Genomic DNA, 18,333 nt, shown 5'->3' with positions numbered 1-18,333 from the left:
GACAAGTGAAATATATTTAGACTTTAGCCTGTATATTTTAAGCACATGGATACTTGATCAGTTCATTGTTTTACACACTGAAACTGAAAAATCAGACATCAACCGATGCTGCATCTACAGCGTCACCAATCGTGTAGTAATGTCCACCTGCAACATGATGCAGACTTTTCCATTCAGGGGCAGCTTCATGATAGTACCAGTGACCATTTCTGAAAACACGGTCATCTGCATAAGCTGCAACTACTTTTCCAATAAATAAATCATGAGCCTGCTGATTATGCGGTTCTGGAATCAGTTCGCAGATCAGCCATGCAGAGCAGCCTTCAACCAAAGGGACACTGAAACCATCTATCTGAAACAGAGGAGTATTGCAGTGCTCAAGTTTAAGCGGGTCTTCATGCTGACTGATGGAGCCGAGAGCCTGAACCAGCTGCAGTTGTTTCAGCGTCGGAACCTGTAGCGCAAAAAATCCTGACTTTTCGATCAGCTGACGGGTTTTTGTGGCTTTATCCAGCACGACGGAAACTTTGGCAGGTACCAGTTCCAGGGCGCATGCCCAGGCAGCAGTCATTACATTGATGTCATCCTGAAACTGAGCAGAAACCAGGACAGTCGGTCCATGATTGATCAGGCGATATGCTTTGGCGAGTTCAACCGTCTGTATGTGCGTATTCAATCTGGTGAGTCCTTTTATTCATCACCTGTGAGGAGATGTTTAGCAGAATTTTAAAATAGCTTAGAAGATTTTAAGATATATAGAATAAATAACTGTTTTATTGACGATAATTACAACATTATTCAGTCAGAATAAAATCATTAAAAATGCTGAGAGATTCATCCAGCATAGCATCTGACATATAATAAATGCAATAAAACAGCAGGATTCACAATGAATTTTCCCTTAATACTGAACATTGTCTTATTTACAGGCTTTATTTTTCTACTGATGCAGACCCGTAAAACGGACTGGAGTCTGGCTAAAAAAGTACTGGCAGGTTTATGTCTTGGGGTGATTTTTGGTTTGGGTTTACATTTTGCCTACGGCGCAGGTTCTGACATCCTGAAAGAGTCCATTCAATGGTTCAACCTTGTAGGTAATGGTTATGTCAAACTGTTACAGATGGTGGTGATGCCTCTGGTCTTTATTTCCATTTTAAGCGCCGTGATTAAACTGCACAATGCCTCATCACTGGGAAAAATCAGTCTTATCACGATCAGTACACTGTTGCTGACGACAGCCATTGCTGCTTTTGTCGGTGTGATGGTGACCAGCCTTTTTGGACTGTCCGCAGCAGGCCTGGTTCAGGGCGTACAGGAAACAGCACGACTGGATAAGCTGAATACTGACTATATAGGAAAAGTGACGGACTTGAGTGTGCCCGATATTGTTCTGTCCTTTATTCCAAGTAATCCTTTTGCGGAGCTGACGGGTGCAAACCCAACATCCATAATCAGTGTAGTGATCTTTGCTACATTTTTAGGAATTGCAGGGATTCATTTAATCCGTGACGATGCTGTGAAAGGTCAGAGGATTGTGACTGCGATTGAAACTTTGCAGGCATGGGTGATGAAACTGGTTCGTCTGGTAATGACCCTGACACCTTATGGTGTTTTTGCGCTGATCACTAAAGTCGTCGCAAGTTCCAACGCTGCAGATATTATTAATCTGGGAGGATTTCTGGTTGCATCCTATCTTGGACTGGCGATCATGTTTGCAGTACATGCACTCGTGCTGGCGTTGACCGGTGTCAATCCTGTACGGTTTTTTAAGAAAGTACTGCCTGTGCTGACTTTTGCATTTACCAGCCGTTCCAGTGCTGCCAGTATTCCGCTGAGTATTGAAGCACAGACTACAAGACTTGGAATTCCAGAAACAATTGCCAGTTTTGCAGCATCTTTTGGAACCACGATTGGTCAGAACGGATGTGCTGGTCTGTATCCCGCTATGCTGGCGGTGATGGTTGCACCTACTGTCGGTATCAACCCTCTGGATCCTGTCTGGATTGTGACCCTGGTCTGTGTGGTGACGCTCAGTTCCATTGGGGTTGCTGGTGTAGGTGGTGGTGCAACTTTTGCTGCATTGATTGTTTTACCTGTCATGGGCTTACCGGTCACCCTGGTTGCACTGCTGATTTCAATTGAGCCTTTAATTGATATGGGACGTACTGCGCTGAATGTGGATGGTTCCATGACCGCAGGAATGGTTACAAGTCAGTTGCTGGGGCAGACCAATCAGGAAATTTTACAGTCCGATGAAGCTGTTGAGCTGAAACATAGCTGATACCATCCTTCTGTGTCTGAAGGATTTAGGTGCAGTATTTATGAAAAATCCAGTGTGTAAAACACTGGATTTTTATTTTGTGAAATTTATTTTATTTGTCCATTAATCCGAGCCTGGATCTGTATCTGTTTTATCTTTTGAACTGTATCTGTATTCATTTTTAAGATGCCTTATGATGTGAGAATAGACAGGAGAATCCCTTATGAAAATGTACCAGGTGGATGCGTTCACACAGCAGTTATTTAAAGGAAATCCGGCGGCAGTTCTGGTGCTGGATGAATGGCTTGATGATGTGCTGATGCAGAATATCGCACTGGAAAATAATCTGGCTGAAACTGCTTTTGTAAAACGTGTGGATGATGAAAACTATCAGATCCGCTGGTTTACCCCAAAAGTTGAAGTGGATTTCTGTGGTCATGCAACACTGGCATCTGCATTCGTTCTGTTTAAAGATTTTACCAGGGCGAAAAGCATTCAGTTTCATGTTAAAAAACTGGGGATATTTACGATTACTCAGGCAGAAGACGGCAAAATTCAGATGAATTTCCCTGTCCGAAAACCAGTACAGGTTACGGACTATCCAGAACTTTTAAACAAAGTCATTAATAAACCGTTTAAAGCCGTGTATTTAAACCCACAGGCTTATATTCTGGAGCTTGAGTCTGAGCAGGATGTGATGGATGCACAGCCTGACTTGGTTGCCATTGCAGAGATTGCACAACATCATCATGTCAGTACTGCCATTACAGCGACGGATCTGGATGTTACAGTTACCGCAGCTTCTGATGACTATGATTATGTTGCACGTTACTTTGCGCCGCATAAAGGAATTAATGAAGACCCTGTCACAGGTTCCATGCATACCGGTCTTGCCCCTCTCTGGGCAGAGAAACTGGGCAAAAATGTACTGGTGGGTTATCAGGTTTCAGAGCGTGGCGGTAAGTTGTACTGTGAAATTCAGTCAGCCGAAAGAATTGAAATATCGGGCTATGCAAAACTGTATATGCAGGCTGAAATTGAAGTGTAATTCACAACCTCTGACAGCCTGAATATACGAAATGCTCTGATTATGACAGCAGATCAGGGCATTTTTTTATGTTCTTTGTCCATTGAAACAGGATAAAATTGAGCAGGATAATGATCAGAAAACAGGGTTTGACTGATGATTTCTATCAATCACTTTATACATAAAGTTTCAATAGAATAATGATGAAAACCACACTCAGACAGCTGGCACTGACCAGACAACTGCTTTCCACGCAGCAAAACATTGCCACGGGGCTTGCAGGAACGTTGCAGACCATACAGCAATTGGGCTATGTGCAGATTGATACCATTTCAGTAGTCGAGCGGGCACATCATCACGTGTTGTGGAACAGAGTGCCTGGATATGAACATGGGCACCTAAATCAGCTGGTTCAGCAGAAAAAGATTTTTGAATACTGGTTTCATGCCGCGGCTTATTTGCCTGTAGAGGACTATCGTTTTGCGCTGCCCCAGATGCTTGAGGTCAGAAAGGGCACAACCCGCTATTTTGGGCGGGGCGATGCTGGTCTTATGCGGGAAATTCTGGCAAAAATACAGGCTGAAGGGAAAATCAGTTCCAGACAGATTGATGCAAAGCATAAAAATAAACAGGGGACATGGTGGAATTCAGGACCTGCCCGCAGGGCTTTTGAACATCTGTTTATGCAGGGTGACTTAATGATCTGCGAACGTCAGGGTATGGAAAAGTTCTATGACCTGTCTGAACGCTGTTTACCCGAAGGGCTGAATTTAAATATGCCCGGTATGGATGAATATGCAGAATACCTGTTTAAAACTGTTCAGCGTGCGCATGGCGTGTTCAGCTGGAAACAGTTGATACATTTAAAGTCAGGACAGCCCATTCGTGATGCCATGCGTCAGTTGATTCATGAAAAACTGAGTACCAGTGAAATTCAGGAAATCCAGCTGGATCGTGGACAAAAGCTCTATGTCGATGCAGCGGGGTTGGAGCAGATGGCTGAACGGAGCAATGAATACACGGATGTCAAAATCCTTTCTCCTTTTGATAACCTGATTATTCACAGAGAACGATTAAACACCCTGTTTGATTTTGATTATAAAATGGAATGTTATGTTCCTGCTGATAAAAGGATTTTTGGCTATTTCAGTTTGCCTGTTTTAGCTAAAAATGAACTGGTGGGTAGAATGGACTGCAAAGCCCATCGTGCAGAAAAACGGCTGGAAGTGATCAGTCTGCATCTGCAGACAGAAATCAGACAGCATGATGTTTTCTGGACACAACTGGCAGAGGCACTAACAAAATTTGCAGTATTCAACCAGTGTGCTCAGGTCGATGTTCAGCATATTGCTGGACTGGCACAACATCTGTACAGATCCTGATGAAATAAACAGCAATATTTTCAAAAATTTACTATATCTTTACCGCAGTATTTTTTAAGATGAGAGCGGTATAAAACTTTAAAATCATTTATAAATTCTGGGCAGATTATGTTGATACAGATGAAAAAACTTACCTTGTCACTTTGTTTAATCGGTTTCAGTGCGGGGGCTTTTGCACAGACGATATTACTTAAATCTGAACATAATATTGAAGAATATAAACTCGATAATGGTTTTCGGGTTCTGCTTGCACCGAATGACAAAGAAAATAAAGTCTTTGTAAATACCGTTTATATGACGGGTTCGCTGAATGACCCTCAGGGCAAGGGCGGTCTGGCACATCTGCTTGAACATCTGGCATTTAAAGGTACACAGAATGTAAAAGGTGAAGAATTTCAGCGCAGACTGGATCAGTACACCTTAATGACCAATGCCAGTACAGATTATTATTCCACTAAATATATGAATATTGTACGCCCAGAAAAAAATGCACTGAATGAAGTCATCTATCTGGAAGCAGAGCGGATGGACAAACTGGTGTTGCAGGAAAAATTTGTCCCTTCAGAAATCAACATTGTTATGCGTGAGCGTGAAGTCCGCATGGATCAGCCTTTTGCCGTCATGATGGATCAGATGTGGAAATCTGCTTATGGCAATCAGTATATGGGACGTTTGCCTATTGGTGATCTGGTAGAACTCAAGTCCATAAAAATGGATGAACTGAATCAGTTCTATAAAGCCTGGTATGCTCCAAACAATGCTGTGATGGTGATCTCTGGTAAGTTTGATAAAGCCGAAGTACTGAAACAGATTGATAAAAATTTCAGTAAGATTCCTGCGAGAAAAGTGCCTGCACAGGCTCAGGTACCTGTACTGGATTCAGCAAAAATACAGAACCGTAATTTTGTGGTTCAAAAAGGCAGTGACCTGGCAAAATTCAGTATTTATCTGAATGGAAAAAATGAAAAGATCAGAACGGTACTGTCTCTTTCACCTCCTTTATACAGTATGCAACCCAGCGGGCATCTTTATCAGAGCATAGTCGAAACAGGGACTGCAACAGCTGTTCAGTCTACAACATGGCTGGATCGTGATTTCAACCTGGTGTTTATGGGAGCTGTATATGCACCTGATCATCAGGCAGATAAAGTTCAGACAGGTCTGATTAATGGTGTGGAAAAAACAGCACCTTTCAATGAAACTGAACTGAAACGTGTACAGAATATGGTGCAGAACCAGGCTGAAAGCATTCAGACCAATGCTGCGGCACTGGGGTCACGGTTATCTGATTATTATGTGTCTTATCAGGGCGACTGGACGCAGTATTTTAAAGATCTGGAACGGATTCAGAAACTGAATGTGGCTGAAGTCAACAGTACCCTGAAAGACTTTTTAATCCCTGCACACCGTATTTCAGGGGATATAAAACCGACACCTGAAGATCAGAAAAAAGCACTTCAGCAGGAGAAAAAGGAGCAGCCACAGACGCTTGATCAGAAAACAGAACAGGCTGAACCTTTAAAGAATGTCAGTGAATATAAAAAGGAAGTCCGCCAGTATCTGGTCAGATCCGGTCAGCAACTTGAAAAAAATGAACAGAAAATTCAGCGTGGGCAGTTAAAAAATGGTCTGAAATATGCACTGTTCCCTGTGGCAACCCAGGATGACAAAACTTATGCCACGATCAATGTAGATTTTGGCACGGCTGAAAGCCTGTTCAATAAAGATGAAATTATTGATTTTACATCTTACCTTCTGCTTCGTGCATCAGATAAATACAGCCTGCAGAATATTGCAGATAAGTCCATTGAAGCAGGTGGCGGGGCAGTTGCTTCTGCGGCAGGCAATGGTATGAATATTCAGATCGTTGCAAAAAAAGAAAAATTTCCTGAATTTTTTCAGTACATCGTGGATGTCATGAAAAATCCTGCTTTTGAACAGAGTCAGTTTGATCTGATCAAATCTCAAACTCTGGCGACACTGAACCGCCCATATACTGAACCTGAAACGGTAGCTGCTTTAACCATAGCAAGGCTGATCGAGGTCTATCAGCCTGGTGATCTGCGTTATCATTTTGAACCTGATTTTGCGGTTAAGCAGGTCAAGGCGGCATCCCGTGATCAGGTTGTGGAGCTGTATAAAAAGTTCTTTGCCATGAACAACGCACAGGTTGCGCTGACAGGTGATTTTAAATCTGATGAAATGCTGAAACTGCTTCAGAAGAATTTTGAAGGATGGAACTCGGAGCAGCCTTACCAGCGTTTAAATTCTGAATTCAGGTCTTATTCTGCGCAGAAAGTTCATGCATTGTCTGAACAGCGTGAATTTGGCAGTTATCAGGCACTGCAGACTTTCCCAATGGGGGCTGATCATCCCGATACTCCTGCAATGATGGTGTTCAGTTATATCCTGGGGAACTCTCAGCTTTCTTCTCGTCTTGCACAGGAATTAAGAGAGAAAAATGCACTGGTGTATGGTTTTGGCAGCAGCATTCAGCTGGATGACTGGAGTGATTCAGGTGCTTTAACCATTAATGCAAATTACACAGCAGGCAAGTCGGCTGAAGTCTCACAGTCAGTACATAAAGTGCTGCAAAAACTGCTGAAATCAGGTGTCACTGAACAGGAAGTGGAAGCAGCAAAAGCCAGTATTATGAAAAAGCGTGTAACCTCGCTTGAAGATGAGCGTAATATTCATAAGATGCTTGCACCACAGCTGGAACGGAATCGTGATCTTCTGTTCAGAAAAAAACGTGATCAGGCTATTGCTAAACTGACGAAAGCAGATGTGGATACTGTAATTAAAAAGTACATTCAGCCGGCTCATCTTGTGGAAGTCATGGCAGATCAGTATGGGCAGCCACAGGATAGCGCTGCGGTCAAAAAATAAGTGAATTCAGATTATAAAGCCGCTGATAACAGCGGCTTTTTTATGTATATCTTATTTATGAATGTCTTAAGAAAGTGAATCAGATTTAAGTGAAACAGGCAGTCTCTATTTCTAAGAGATGACCTGTACAGCACTGATTCAGTGGGGCGTATCCAGTCGATAAAACTGTCTCGCATTATGATGAAATACCCGTTCCAGAGTTTCATGGTCATAGCCCGCCACAATGTCACTGAATGCATCAATAATATTGACCAGTGAGGTACTGACACCGTCCATTGGAAAGTTGGAAGCAAACATCACCCGATAAGAACCAAAGCTGTCCAGTGCATGGGTAATCAGTGGAGCAACCAGATCAATGATCTGCTGTTTTGATGCCTGCTGTTTTTTCTTATGGAACTGATGTCCAAGTACCGGCATGAACAGACCTGACATTTTGGTATAGACATTTGGACAGGTTGCCAGTTCTGCAATATTGTCCTGCCACTGATAGAAAATATTTTCCCGGGCAGTCTGAGTTAAGCCTGTGGATTGCCCCACCTTGCCAAACAGCCCTGCAGGTGTCCCAAAGTGGTCGAGTACAATTGAAGTTTCAGGGAATTTTTTTGCCAGTTCTATAACATCCGCGATCTGAGTGGAATATACCCAGGCATCAAAACTCAGATGGTGCTGTGCAATCTGTTCAAAACCTTTTAAAAACTTTTTACTGGTATACAAATGTGGATCATCAGCCCAGGCATGAATCCCTTTATCTTCATGATGTGCTGCCATACGACGGATGCCACGTACTTTTTTTGAAGCCTGCTGATGCAGTTTCAGAATTTTTTTAAAATTACTGTCTGTCGGATCTGCTGTAGCAACAATTGCTCCCAGTTTTACGGTGTCAGCATTGAAAGCTAATGATTCAATAAATTCGGTTTCACCGACTACGCCTTTGCCTTTATGGTTTGCCCAGCTGGCTTCTACATGGACCACCTGTTCAACCGCATAATGTCCCGTATCTTTTTTATAATCCCGCGGTAAATAAGGACGTGTAATATGCGTTGTCAGTCCAACAGTATCCAGCAGATCGCGCGGTTTGACCAGGCGCACCATTTTATCCAGTAAAAAAGGGTGTTTGCCCAGCAGTTTTACTGCCAGTGCTGCTGCATGTGGTGTGTTATAGGGATCCCATTGGTGAATATGTGGGTCAATCAATGCAAATCCTAAATTTTGCATAATTATTCTGCCGTTGTTATATCTTTGTTTCCATTCAAATATAAACTGGATGGAAAAGGAAGATGGTTCAGACTGAAAACACAAGAATAAAACAATTTCTGTTCTGGTTAATTTGGCTGAAAACAATATCAGCGGGATGCTGTATCAGTGATAAATGGCAGGTAAGCCCTCAAGGCTGAAATAGTCAGGTGAGAGATGATGCTGTGTCATCGACCAGTCTCGGTCAGGTAGCTGTGTTGCGCCAATCGCCAGTCCCTGTTGTCCATAGCGGTGTTTGACCTGATCCATGACACACTGCAGTTTTTCAAATTTTTCCAGCTGCTCGTGATCTGCCCACAAGTCATGTATATGCGTGGCTTTATTTTCAAGTCCAGTCAGAATAACACCACATTTTTTAAAGGCTATACCTGATTTAAACAGCTCAGACATACGTGACATCAGCACCTGATTCATCTGTAATGCAGAGTCTGTTGGAGTGGCAAAGTTAATCGTAATCGATTGCTGGTAATACTGTGTCCGACCAGGAAAAGTACCTGACTGTACGAAAGCAATCAGACCGTTGCATAGCGATTGCTGTCTGCGTAAACCCGTAACCGCAATCTGTAGAAAATGACTCATGGCTTCAGATAATGAGTCCAGGTCAGTGATACGCTGACCAAAGGAACGGGAAGAGATAATCTGCTTTTTGGCTGTGGTGATCTGTTCGAGTTCCAGGCAGGAAACACCCGTCAGCTCCAGTACGCTTCGTTTCATGACTACCGAAAACATTTTTTCTATAAATGCAGGATCAGCCGTTGCCAGATCAAATACAGAATGAATGTTCAGAGCATAAAGCCGTTTACAGTTTTTACACCCCACCCCCCAGACTTCAGCCACATCAATCTTCTGAAACAGCATTTCCTTACTGCACAGATCCATTTGCGCGAGATTACAGACACCTGCCATATAGGCATTTTTTTTAGCCAGATGATTGGCCAGTTTGGCTTCAGTTTTGCTGCGACCAATACCGATACATACAGGAATGCCCAGCCATTGTCCGATACGCTGTCTGATCTGCTGGGTAAAATCTGAAAGGTCATGCTGCTGAAACTGACTGAGATTGAGAAAACCTTCATCAATAGAGTAAAACTCGTGATTCAGTGGGCTGACAGAACTTTTTAGAATATTATGAAAACGCCGTGATATTTCATTATAAAGTTTATAGTTACTGGAACGTACCTGAATCTTATGCTGTTGCACAAGGGACTGAATCTGATAAAACGGAACAGCCATTTTAATGCCCAGCTGCTTGGCTTCTTCTGAGCGTGAAATGACACAGCCATCGTTATTGGACAGCACAATAACAGGCATATGATTCAGCTGTGGATCAAATGCCCGTTCACAGCTTACATAGCAGTTATTCATGTCCACCAGTGCATAAATCTGATCCTGATTTTTCATAAAAAGCACCAGATCAGGCAAGCATTTTTTTCAGGTTCCAGGTCACGACCGCAAGAACACTGAAAGTCTGACCTGGTTTCAGACAAATATTGTCATATTCAGGGCTTTCAGCTTTCAGCCAGCGTTCAGGAATGTCCTGTCCATCTTCGCCAAACTCTTCTTCCAGTTCTGCCCGGGACATCTGAGCTGAAACCATCAGACGTTTAATGGTCAGTTCATGCTGATCAATCAGGGCAACCACTATACTGCGGTGACGGGGCTCCAGACTGCGGTCAATCACTACAATATCACCATACTCAAGTCCGGCATTGACCATGGATGTGGTTTTAATGACATTCAGAAAAGTCGCTTCAGGATTGCTGATCAGAATGTCATTTAAATCAATAACTTTATCAATATCATTGACGGATGGTGCTGGAAAACCTGCCGGAATGGATTCGAGGGTCACAGGTAAGGGGCAGGTGCGCTGAGGGTAGGCTTTTTGCAGTTCAGCATCAATGATGGAGGATGCCTTTGATGTTGAAACCGTATGTTGTAAAGGTTCCAGGCTATTTTCAAGCAGGGCATTCAATGTTGGACTGGGTTTACCATGCTCACCCATCAGCTGTTGCAGCCTGGCAAAAGCGGCATCGGAAAAATACACAGGAATTTTTTTAGACATGTCTGCTCCTACGCAACAAGGCGTGTTTGAAGAAATACAGTATTCAGAGCATAAGTAAACAGGGAAACGGCTGCAACGGGGCAGGTGTGAAATCCGACAGGATTGCGTCAGACTGGGACGTACTGATATTTAAAAAATCAGACAGGCAAATAAAAAAGCCCCGAAGGACTTTTTAAAATATATTAAATAAAGAACTTAATGTTCATGCTTGTGATCATGTTTATGCGCATGAAATTCTTCATTTTTACGGAAACGCAGATAGTTTTCAAACTGGTCACAGTATTCATCATAATTATCTTCCAGCATCATCTGGAACTGCTGAAGAATATAGGACATGACCTGATCTTTGGCATCACGCATTTCATTACCGTCTTTAAAGTTATTGGCAGCGACCCATGTATTGAAACGGGCTGTACCAAACAGCATGGCAGCACTGACCTGACCACGTAATTCTTCAGGTTTTGTCTGTTGCCCTTTAGGTGGTCGGCAGAACTCATTGGCCTGTTTAATAAATTCGTCAGCACGCTCAAAAAATACAGCATTTAAGGCTTCTTCTTCGGTGACATCTGTAGCTTCAATTTTCTGAGACATGACTTTTATTCCACAACTTAAACTTCAATAGACGGCTATTATAGGCAATTGAATACTTAAACGAAACGCTTAACTTCTTCTGCTTCGACATTCATATATTCTTCGAAATTGGATGCATATTCTTCAAAATTGTCTTCAAGCATCATTTTGTACTGATCCAGGAAATACTGAAGAATCAGCTCTTTATTGTTTCGCATATCATCAGCATTGCTGTAACCACAGGCAGTCAACCAGGTGCTGAAACGGGCATTGGCGTACATAAATGAAGCACTGACTTTTGCTGCCTGAGTTTCAAATTCAGACTCTGAGACAGAGTTGCATTGTTTATTTGCCAAAGAGATGAACTCATCAGCACGTTCATAAAACTGATCATCTTCAGGTAATTGATTTTCTTCAGACATTTGACTTCCATGAAAGAACTTGTGTGTAATTCTGAAGTATAGCATACTCAAAATAGCCTAAGCATTTTAAAACTGCCGTTAAATAAGGAATTCTCATGCAGGACGCCATTGCCATACAAAGCCTGAAAAGTGATATTGCTTTACTGAAGCAGAATATCTGGCCACCGGCGGACTTGGCAAATGTTGAGGGATTACCCATTTACTATGGGTCCAGACAGCAGGTTGAAACCTACTATCAGCAGTGGGGGGGGCTGATCGAGCGGGCGCAGGAACTCTGCCAGCCGTTTATGCAGGATGAATTACCTGATGCTGTACATTTACCCAGTCATCTGAATTTACCTTTGTTTTATTTTCATGTGGATCGGGTTCGGATCAATAAAACCAGAGCAAAAGAATCCAAAACCTTTCGTGGTATTGCAAGCCTGGTGGAAAAATGTGGACAGTTCGATACCACTGAAATGATGGCTATGGCACATTGGTTAAACAGTGATGATACTGCAGCACTGGTGGCACATCGTGAATTTATTGATTTACGAACCTATGTTTTTCAGCATGGTGCAAGTGAATACACGCGCACACGGTTTTATGTCAATGGACTGGTGTTAAGTACGGAATCACATTTTGAACTGGTGGATGCTCGGGACAAACCACGAAAGCAGCGCAATGACAGCTACAGTGACCCGCTGGCTGACAACGGTACATGGAAAGTGTTTGGGAAATACCGTTGATGGAACCGACTCTAATAGAAATTTCGGGAAAAATTCGTTTTTCACAGCTTACTTTCCGTGGCATACATCTTATGCCATGAAGGGAGTTGCTGATCTGTCTGAAGTAAGCCCAACCTGGATTTAGATGACAGTGCTGTTGTTGCGAGCAAACCATGTATACATGGTCAGCAGCTTCTGAACTGGATAGACAGAGGATGCATTTACTGGATCACACAATATGCAAAATAGTTCGCAGGTGAAATCCTGGATTTTGACCAGTTGCTGATTTTACAAAGGCTGTCAGATCAGGGACAGCCTTTGTAAAATGAATGGATAATAAAAGAAATACTGATGTTTCAGCTTTTTATTTCAGGAACTTACGGCTGACCAGGAACTGTTCAGTCGCTTCAAGCAATTTTTCGGCGTAGACTTCCTGCTTGGCGGTTAACCAGCCCAGTGCAAACCAGTCACTGGCTTCCAGTTCAGTTTCCTGTAAGTAAGAAGATGAAGATGCTAGGACCTGGTACTGTTCGCAGGCTGCCTGTGCGTCATTTAACGATTTACCGTACTTCTGCAGGTTTTTCACATCATAAATACTGGTCAGAAGTGGAAAACTGAATTTCAGTTCATTCAGGCGTAATGCCAGCGCTTCCAGGCTTTCCAGGTCAGACAGGTCGGCACTGTTCAGACATTCCTGTAACTGCTTGTACTGATTTTGCAGTGTGTTCTGAGCAAACCATTTCAGGTCATGACTCTGTACTTTACTGGAACTGCTCAGACTGAACATCAGCAGCTCAAGATAATGCTGAACATTCTGTGTCGATTTCACCAGGTTAATCAGCTTTTCCTGAGCATATAGAATATCTTTATTCAGACTTTCTGCGGTTTTGGGATTTTGCAATAAAGCACCCAGGGTTCGTTGCATATGTTCAAAATGCGCAAGATTTTTAAAATGACTTTCAAATGCTGACAGTTGATGTGCCCATTTATCGGTTTTGGTATCGGTCCAGTCCTTGAACAGCGCCAAACTCAGGTGCAGATGATGCAGTGCAGTCTGCGCCTGTTCGATATGCTCCTTTTCTGCGACCTGAGCGGAAATGGCTGCAATATTGGGCAATAAATGCTGAAGATGACTGGCAATAAAAGAACGGAGGTTTTTATCAGCAGAGTCTTTTTTATTGAACTGTAGCTCTTTGGCGGTACTCGCAGGACTGACAGTTTTATTGCTGACAAGTAAGTTGCCAAATTCTGCTTTGCTGCGGACATCCAGCCATAACTGATATTTTTTAACCCACTCAAAACTGAAAGCCAGTAAAGACTGAACAGAGCCACTTTTCAGTTCAAACTCAACTTCGTGAATATCCTGTTTAGCTGATGCTGTACGGACTTCACCAATATCCACACAGACTTCAATTTCAGCATCTTCAAACTGAATGATACGGCTGGTACGCTGAATATCTGTTTCGAACTGGAGCCTAAGCTGATCCAGTTCATTACCCAGCGCATTTTTTAAAATATTCAGGGCTTCGGGATTTTGTTGATATACCGAAAGATCCAGTTCAGGCGCCTGTTCCAGTTCACCCAGGTTGTGATTATCTTCAAAACGCTGAACATGGCTTTGCGGTGTCGCAGCTTTCAGTGTCTGTACCCACTGCGTACCCTCAAGACGCTGACGTAACGCTGCTTTGTGCTGCGCCAGCAGTTTGCTTTCAGTATCGAAATAACGGGCCTGGAGCTGAATGACATCAGATTTTTTAGGGTCTACGGCTTTGAGTAAGGCACTGCGACGGGCTTCTGGAATCTGAAATTTCAATTCAACTTCAAGCATGAGGTTTTCCTGATTGTTATATTAAGGCAAGCAATTCGATATACAGTGAATCGTGCAAAGAGTCCGTATTGTAGCCCAAAAGCCATACTTGAACAGAGGCAGACTGGCTGTTTTGGTTAATCTCTGTGACATCACTGAAAGAGACATCAAATGGACTGTTATTTTTTATCAAACTGGCATATTGTAAGTGTGAATAATGATCAGAAAATTGATGATCCATGGCCAGGCGATGTATAAGATGTATAACAGGTTTGGCTGAGACAAAGAAAAAACAGAAGGATGTTAGCAAATGAATGCCCAGGTACAGCCCAGACGGGAAGTTGAAGATACCCCAGGATTTCAGTTACCCATTAAAAACTACTCAGAGTTTTACAGATTTTATCTGACTGAACATCGCAATATCATGAGTCGCCGTTTACATGCAGCAGGCAGCAGTGTAGGTATTTATTTTTTCACTAAAGCCATTCGACAGCGTAAACCTAAATATTTTGTCTATGGACTGGTTTCAGGCTATGCCTGTGCCTGGGTAGGGCATTTCGTCTTTGAAAAAAATAAACCTGCCAGTTTTAAACAGCCTTTATACAGTTTCATTTCAGACTGGCGGATGCTGTCAGACATCGTGCGTGGTAACTTAAGCCTGCGTGACCGTAAATTTGATAAAATAGACAGTTAATCTGCGCCGTATTTTACTGAATTTCATAGAATGGATGATTCACAATCATCCATTTTTTATTCTGAATCTGCATTGTTCAGTGTAGCAACAGCATGAATATTTTTAAGAAGCGGAGATGTTATATTTTTTCAGTACGTATTGTTTACTGAAGATTATTCTGATTTATACTTTTTATGAAAAAAATGTGATTGAAATACTTTAAAAAAATACCTAAAGAAAAATATTTATAAATAAACAGAAGAATCTGTAGAAATGACCTGAAAACAAAAGGTTTTATTAATCGTTATAAAGGTAGCAATATTTATTTTTTATTGAATTTTATATCTGGGTGAATGTGTATGGAAAAGTTATTCTTATCACATTAACTTCATAAAAAGAAAAATAATTCATGGAAAATTACGAGATACATTATGAGGAACTGGTCGATCTGATTTATAAAATTCCATTACAGTATGATGGCTGGGGGAGTTTTTGTAAGAAATTATCAACCGTTATAAACTGTTCCAGTGTTCACGTTTTAGCTCGGGATCTGGAGTTTCAGGTGTATTCATTCAGTAGAACTGTGAACCGGTTTATCAGTGGAAAGGATGCAGCTCAGGTTGAAGTTTTATATCTGCATTTTCCTGTTCAGGAATGGAAGGGGGTATTGAATACATCCCGTCAGGGCTGGTATCAGTGTCATCATGATATTTCAGATGATATTTTAAAAAAGCCTGATTTATCCCACGATATATTACTTCCAGATCAGATACGTTATACAGCTGCACATGAAATAATCAGGGATGATAAATTATGTATGCTGATTGCAATACAGACCTCAGCACAAAGACAGCCACTGGTTTCCGATGAATTGATTTTTCTTGATAAATTATTGATTCATTTAAGAAGAGTGGTAAAAATACAACGGAATATTTATGAGTATTCAACACAATCCATTATTGGCTTTGAACTGATAGATAAGTTGTCGCAACCGGTTATTCTGCTGAGTTTATCAGGTACAGTTCTGCACCATAATCATGCAGCAGAAAGAGTTACTGGAAAAAATAAAATTATTGCAGTTCAGAATGAGTTGATATGTCTGCCTGAACCTTATCAGACAATGCTGATTCAGAATATTAACCAGCTGGAAAGACAGTTTAAAAATGAAAGAACTTTAAAAAACAAGAAGCTGAATAATAGCTGTATTAAAATCAAACATGCAGATGGAAACATTCTTTATCTCTTTGTTACTTTACTGGTTTCTGAAAATGAAATGAAAATGTCCGGTATTCTTCCTGCTGTTATGCTGACACTTTATGATTCAGGTTATTCATCAGCTATAGATCTGCATCTGTTACATCTTTCATTTCATCTGACTCCAGCGGAGACAAAAGTTGCCCTGCTGTTACTGGAAGGTTATTTGCCCAAAGAAATTGCTCAGAAAAATCATGTCACAGAAGATACGGTAAGAAAGCAGATTCGCGCTATTTATAAAAAAACGTCAACAAACAGGCAATCAGAGCTTGTTCGGCTGTTGTTGAATATGCCTGAGCATAGAATTTAGTTTTAAAGAATTTATACCCAGTTCAGGGAATGGATTATTGCTTTCAGAAATTTCAGAATATCTATAAAAGAAAAAGGAAATCCTGAAAATGAATCATAAAATAATCAAAATATGCACATTGACCATATTGCTGAGCGCATGTGCCGGAGTACCGACCAAACCTGTTGCTGGATTAAACCAGAGTCTGACATCTGATGGCCAGTTACAGTCACGACAGGGAGATTATGTAGTACGTATCAGTAAAATGAGCTCACGTTCAACAGAATACAAAGACATCTCAAAATATGGCTTACCGATCAGGGTAACTGTCGCTAATTTAAGTAAAAAACCACTGAAATTTGGTCCTGAAAATGTTCAGTTAACAAAGAATGGGCAGCCTGTCTCAGCGCTGACGGTTGAAAGTTTAAGTAAAATTCAGCAGAAAAAGGACAGGAATGATGCAATCTGGGCAGGTGTTGTTGGAACGCTTGCAATTGGTACCAGTATTTTAGGTGCATTATCTGGAGATACATCACTGGCACAGACTTCTCAGCAACAGGCAAGTGAATCAATAAATTCAGCCTTTGAAACTTACAGTCAGTCGACTCAGTATACATCCAGTACGATGGATGCTTTAAGTCATCAGGTTACATCCAATGTACTCAATACGACGGTTTTAAAACCGAAGCAGGTGATTGATGGACTCGTTTTTTTTGAAAAGGTAAAAGAGACAGATCCACTGGTTTTGATTATCGACACTAATGGAATGCAACATAAAGTGGATTTTCAGAAGTAAAATCAAGGAAGAAAAATCATGAAAAAATGGTTGTGGATGATGATTTTTCTGTTAAATGCATACAGTGCCCCATTGTATGCAGATCCGAATTCAGCAATGTCGGATATAGATATTGATGACTTGCTGAATCGTGCGCAGGGCGAAGGAAACAGAAATATTTCAAAAGTAAATAAAGAAGTCAGAAGCAGGCTCAATTCAGCAAAGGATATCTATCATGAGCATGCGCAGAAATCTGCTGAAAAGCTGATGCAGAATCAGGCGTTTTCAGGCTCAGGAAACAGGGGGGCTGGCTCGGGGCTCAAAAGCCTGGCTTTAAATAATGCGCTTGTACAGGAGACAAGCTGTAATGGGACCTACAGTAAACTTGGCTCAATCATGAAAGCTTATACTGACCCCGAATTAAAGGATTTACGAAACTCGATACTCAGTACGAAAGTGCAGGATGTGATTTCTAAAGTAAAAACCTCCACGGCAAATAAAGAGCAGGCTATCAAACAGGCTCTGCTTGATGCTGAAAATTATGATAAGACAGCAAAAGATGCAGCAGGAACAGCATCACAGTCATGGGGGGGACCCGGCGAAGATCCTGCAGTATTACTCAATTCAGGTCGTTTGCCTGTGAATCACTCCTGTGCGGTCAATTCCATGCCATATAAGGCGATTTGTGCATCTGTTGCAAATCAATGGGGAGGTCTGGCATCCAGATTTACCGCTGAATTACTGAAAAAATGCTTGTAAAAATATGTGTAAACAGAGTATCAGATGCAAAACCGGGGTTTGTTGTGAAGCAGACTGATTCATTCTTTTGAAAAAATTGCACAATATGATAAAAAAAAGACAAATGAATGTTTAAGGGTATTGCAAAATTAGAGTGAATATTCTAATAATTACTTGTGTCGAATCAACCATCTGGCAATGGTTTAACCATGACATATCTTTAT

Annotated in this window: 16 protein-coding genes; 9 read left to right on the top strand and 7 right to left on the bottom strand. The window is 41.6% G+C overall.

Annotated elements, in window-relative coordinates:
* Nucleotides 1–91: 91 nt before the first annotated feature.
* Nucleotides 92–676 carry a flavin reductase family protein gene (locus tag CDG61_RS11315; RefSeq protein WP_087549241.1) on the bottom strand — a complete coding sequence of 195 codons (585 nt, stop codon included), beginning with the start codon at nucleotides 674–676 and terminating at the stop codon, nucleotides 92–94.
* A 213-nt stretch (nucleotides 677–889) separates the two neighbouring features.
* Between CDG61_RS11315 and CDG61_RS11310 the strand changes: the two genes are divergently transcribed.
* The 4 genes from CDG61_RS11310 (at nucleotide 890) to CDG61_RS11295 (ending at nucleotide 7,558) form a co-directional block, all read left to right on the top strand.
* On the top strand, nucleotides 890–2,281 hold the full coding sequence (locus CDG61_RS11310; RefSeq protein WP_087549240.1) for an L-cystine transporter: 1,392 nt from the start codon (nucleotides 890–892) through the stop codon (nucleotides 2,279–2,281).
* Between the two features lie 202 nt (nucleotides 2,282–2,483).
* Nucleotides 2,484–3,308 (top strand): PhzF family phenazine biosynthesis protein, encoded by an 825-nt coding sequence (locus CDG61_RS11305; RefSeq protein WP_087549239.1) that lies wholly within the window; start codon nucleotides 2,484–2,486, stop codon nucleotides 3,306–3,308.
* 182 nt (nucleotides 3,309–3,490) lie between these two features.
* Nucleotides 3,491–4,669, top strand: coding sequence for a winged helix-turn-helix domain-containing protein (locus CDG61_RS11300; protein WP_087549238.1), 1,179 nt, complete (start codon nucleotides 3,491–3,493; stop codon nucleotides 4,667–4,669).
* A gap of 108 nt (nucleotides 4,670–4,777) precedes the next feature.
* Nucleotides 4,778–7,558, top strand: a complete 2,781-nt coding sequence (locus CDG61_RS11295) for a M16 family metallopeptidase (RefSeq protein WP_087549237.1) — start codon at nucleotides 4,778–4,780, stop codon at nucleotides 7,556–7,558.
* A gap of 138 nt (nucleotides 7,559–7,696) precedes the next feature.
* Here the strand turns inward: CDG61_RS11295 and CDG61_RS11290 are convergent, their stop codons facing one another.
* The 5 genes from CDG61_RS11290 to CDG61_RS11270 all read right to left on the bottom strand — a co-directional run bounded on the left by CDG61_RS11290 (nucleotide 7,697) and on the right by CDG61_RS11270 (nucleotide 11,866).
* Nucleotides 7,697–8,773, bottom strand: coding sequence for an amidohydrolase family protein (locus tag CDG61_RS11290; protein ID WP_087549236.1), 1,077 nt, complete (start codon nucleotides 8,771–8,773; stop codon nucleotides 7,697–7,699).
* Nucleotides 8,774–8,917: 144 nt separating this feature from the next.
* The gene (locus tag CDG61_RS11285) at nucleotides 8,918–10,213 is read right to left on the bottom strand and encodes a Y-family DNA polymerase (protein WP_087549235.1); all 1,296 of its coding nucleotides are present in this window, start codon (nucleotides 10,211–10,213) and stop codon (nucleotides 8,918–8,920) included.
* A gap of 13 nt (nucleotides 10,214–10,226) precedes the next feature.
* Complete coding sequence (locus tag CDG61_RS11280) at nucleotides 10,227–10,874, bottom strand: LexA family protein (protein ID WP_087549234.1); 648 nt, start codon at nucleotides 10,872–10,874, stop codon at nucleotides 10,227–10,229.
* A gap of 195 nt (nucleotides 10,875–11,069) precedes the next feature.
* Nucleotides 11,070–11,465, bottom strand: coding sequence for a DUF3144 domain-containing protein (locus CDG61_RS11275; RefSeq protein ID WP_087549233.1), 396 nt, complete (start codon nucleotides 11,463–11,465; stop codon nucleotides 11,070–11,072).
* 56 nt (nucleotides 11,466–11,521) lie between these two features.
* On the bottom strand, nucleotides 11,522–11,866 hold the full coding sequence (locus CDG61_RS11270) for a DUF3144 domain-containing protein (protein WP_087512493.1): 345 nt from the start codon (nucleotides 11,864–11,866) through the stop codon (nucleotides 11,522–11,524).
* Between the two features lie 95 nt (nucleotides 11,867–11,961).
* On the opposite strand from CDG61_RS11270, the gene CDG61_RS11265 reads away from it, so the two are divergent.
* Nucleotides 11,962–12,594: a hypothetical protein gene (locus CDG61_RS11265; protein WP_087549232.1), complete on the top strand. Its 633-nt coding sequence runs from the start codon at nucleotides 11,962–11,964 to the stop codon at nucleotides 12,592–12,594.
* A gap of 343 nt (nucleotides 12,595–12,937) precedes the next feature.
* On the opposite strand, the gene CDG61_RS11260 is transcribed toward CDG61_RS11265, so the two are convergent.
* On the bottom strand, nucleotides 12,938–14,401 hold the full coding sequence (locus CDG61_RS11260) for a CYTH domain-containing protein (protein ID WP_087549231.1): 1,464 nt from the start codon (nucleotides 14,399–14,401) through the stop codon (nucleotides 12,938–12,940).
* Nucleotides 14,402–14,690: 289 nt separating this feature from the next.
* On the opposite strand from CDG61_RS11260, the gene CDG61_RS11255 reads away from it, so the two are divergent.
* The 4 genes from CDG61_RS11255 to CDG61_RS11240 all read left to right on the top strand — a co-directional run bounded on the left by CDG61_RS11255 (nucleotide 14,691) and on the right by CDG61_RS11240 (nucleotide 18,130).
* Nucleotides 14,691–15,074, top strand: a complete 384-nt coding sequence (locus tag CDG61_RS11255) for a DUF962 domain-containing protein (protein WP_087549230.1) — start codon at nucleotides 14,691–14,693, stop codon at nucleotides 15,072–15,074.
* 388 nt (nucleotides 15,075–15,462) lie between these two features.
* A complete protein-coding gene (locus tag CDG61_RS11250) occupies nucleotides 15,463–16,617 on the top strand; it encodes a helix-turn-helix domain-containing protein (RefSeq protein ID WP_087549229.1) in 1,155 nt (384 codons plus the stop codon).
* A gap of 88 nt (nucleotides 16,618–16,705) precedes the next feature.
* Entirely contained in the window at nucleotides 16,706–17,392 is a 687-nt protein-coding gene (locus CDG61_RS11245) for a hypothetical protein (protein WP_087549228.1), read from the top strand.
* An 18-nt stretch (nucleotides 17,393–17,410) separates the two neighbouring features.
* Nucleotides 17,411–18,130, top strand: a complete 720-nt coding sequence (locus CDG61_RS11240; RefSeq protein ID WP_087549227.1) for a hypothetical protein — start codon at nucleotides 17,411–17,413, stop codon at nucleotides 18,128–18,130.
* The last annotated feature ends 203 nt before the right edge of the window (nucleotides 18,131–18,333 follow it).

Source organism: Acinetobacter sp. WCHAc010052, assembly GCF_002165295.2.
GTDB lineage: Bacteria > Pseudomonadota > Gammaproteobacteria > Pseudomonadales > Moraxellaceae > Acinetobacter > Acinetobacter chinensis.
Note: the sequence above shows the minus strand (reverse complement) of the source record. Positions and strands in the feature narration are given on the sequence as shown.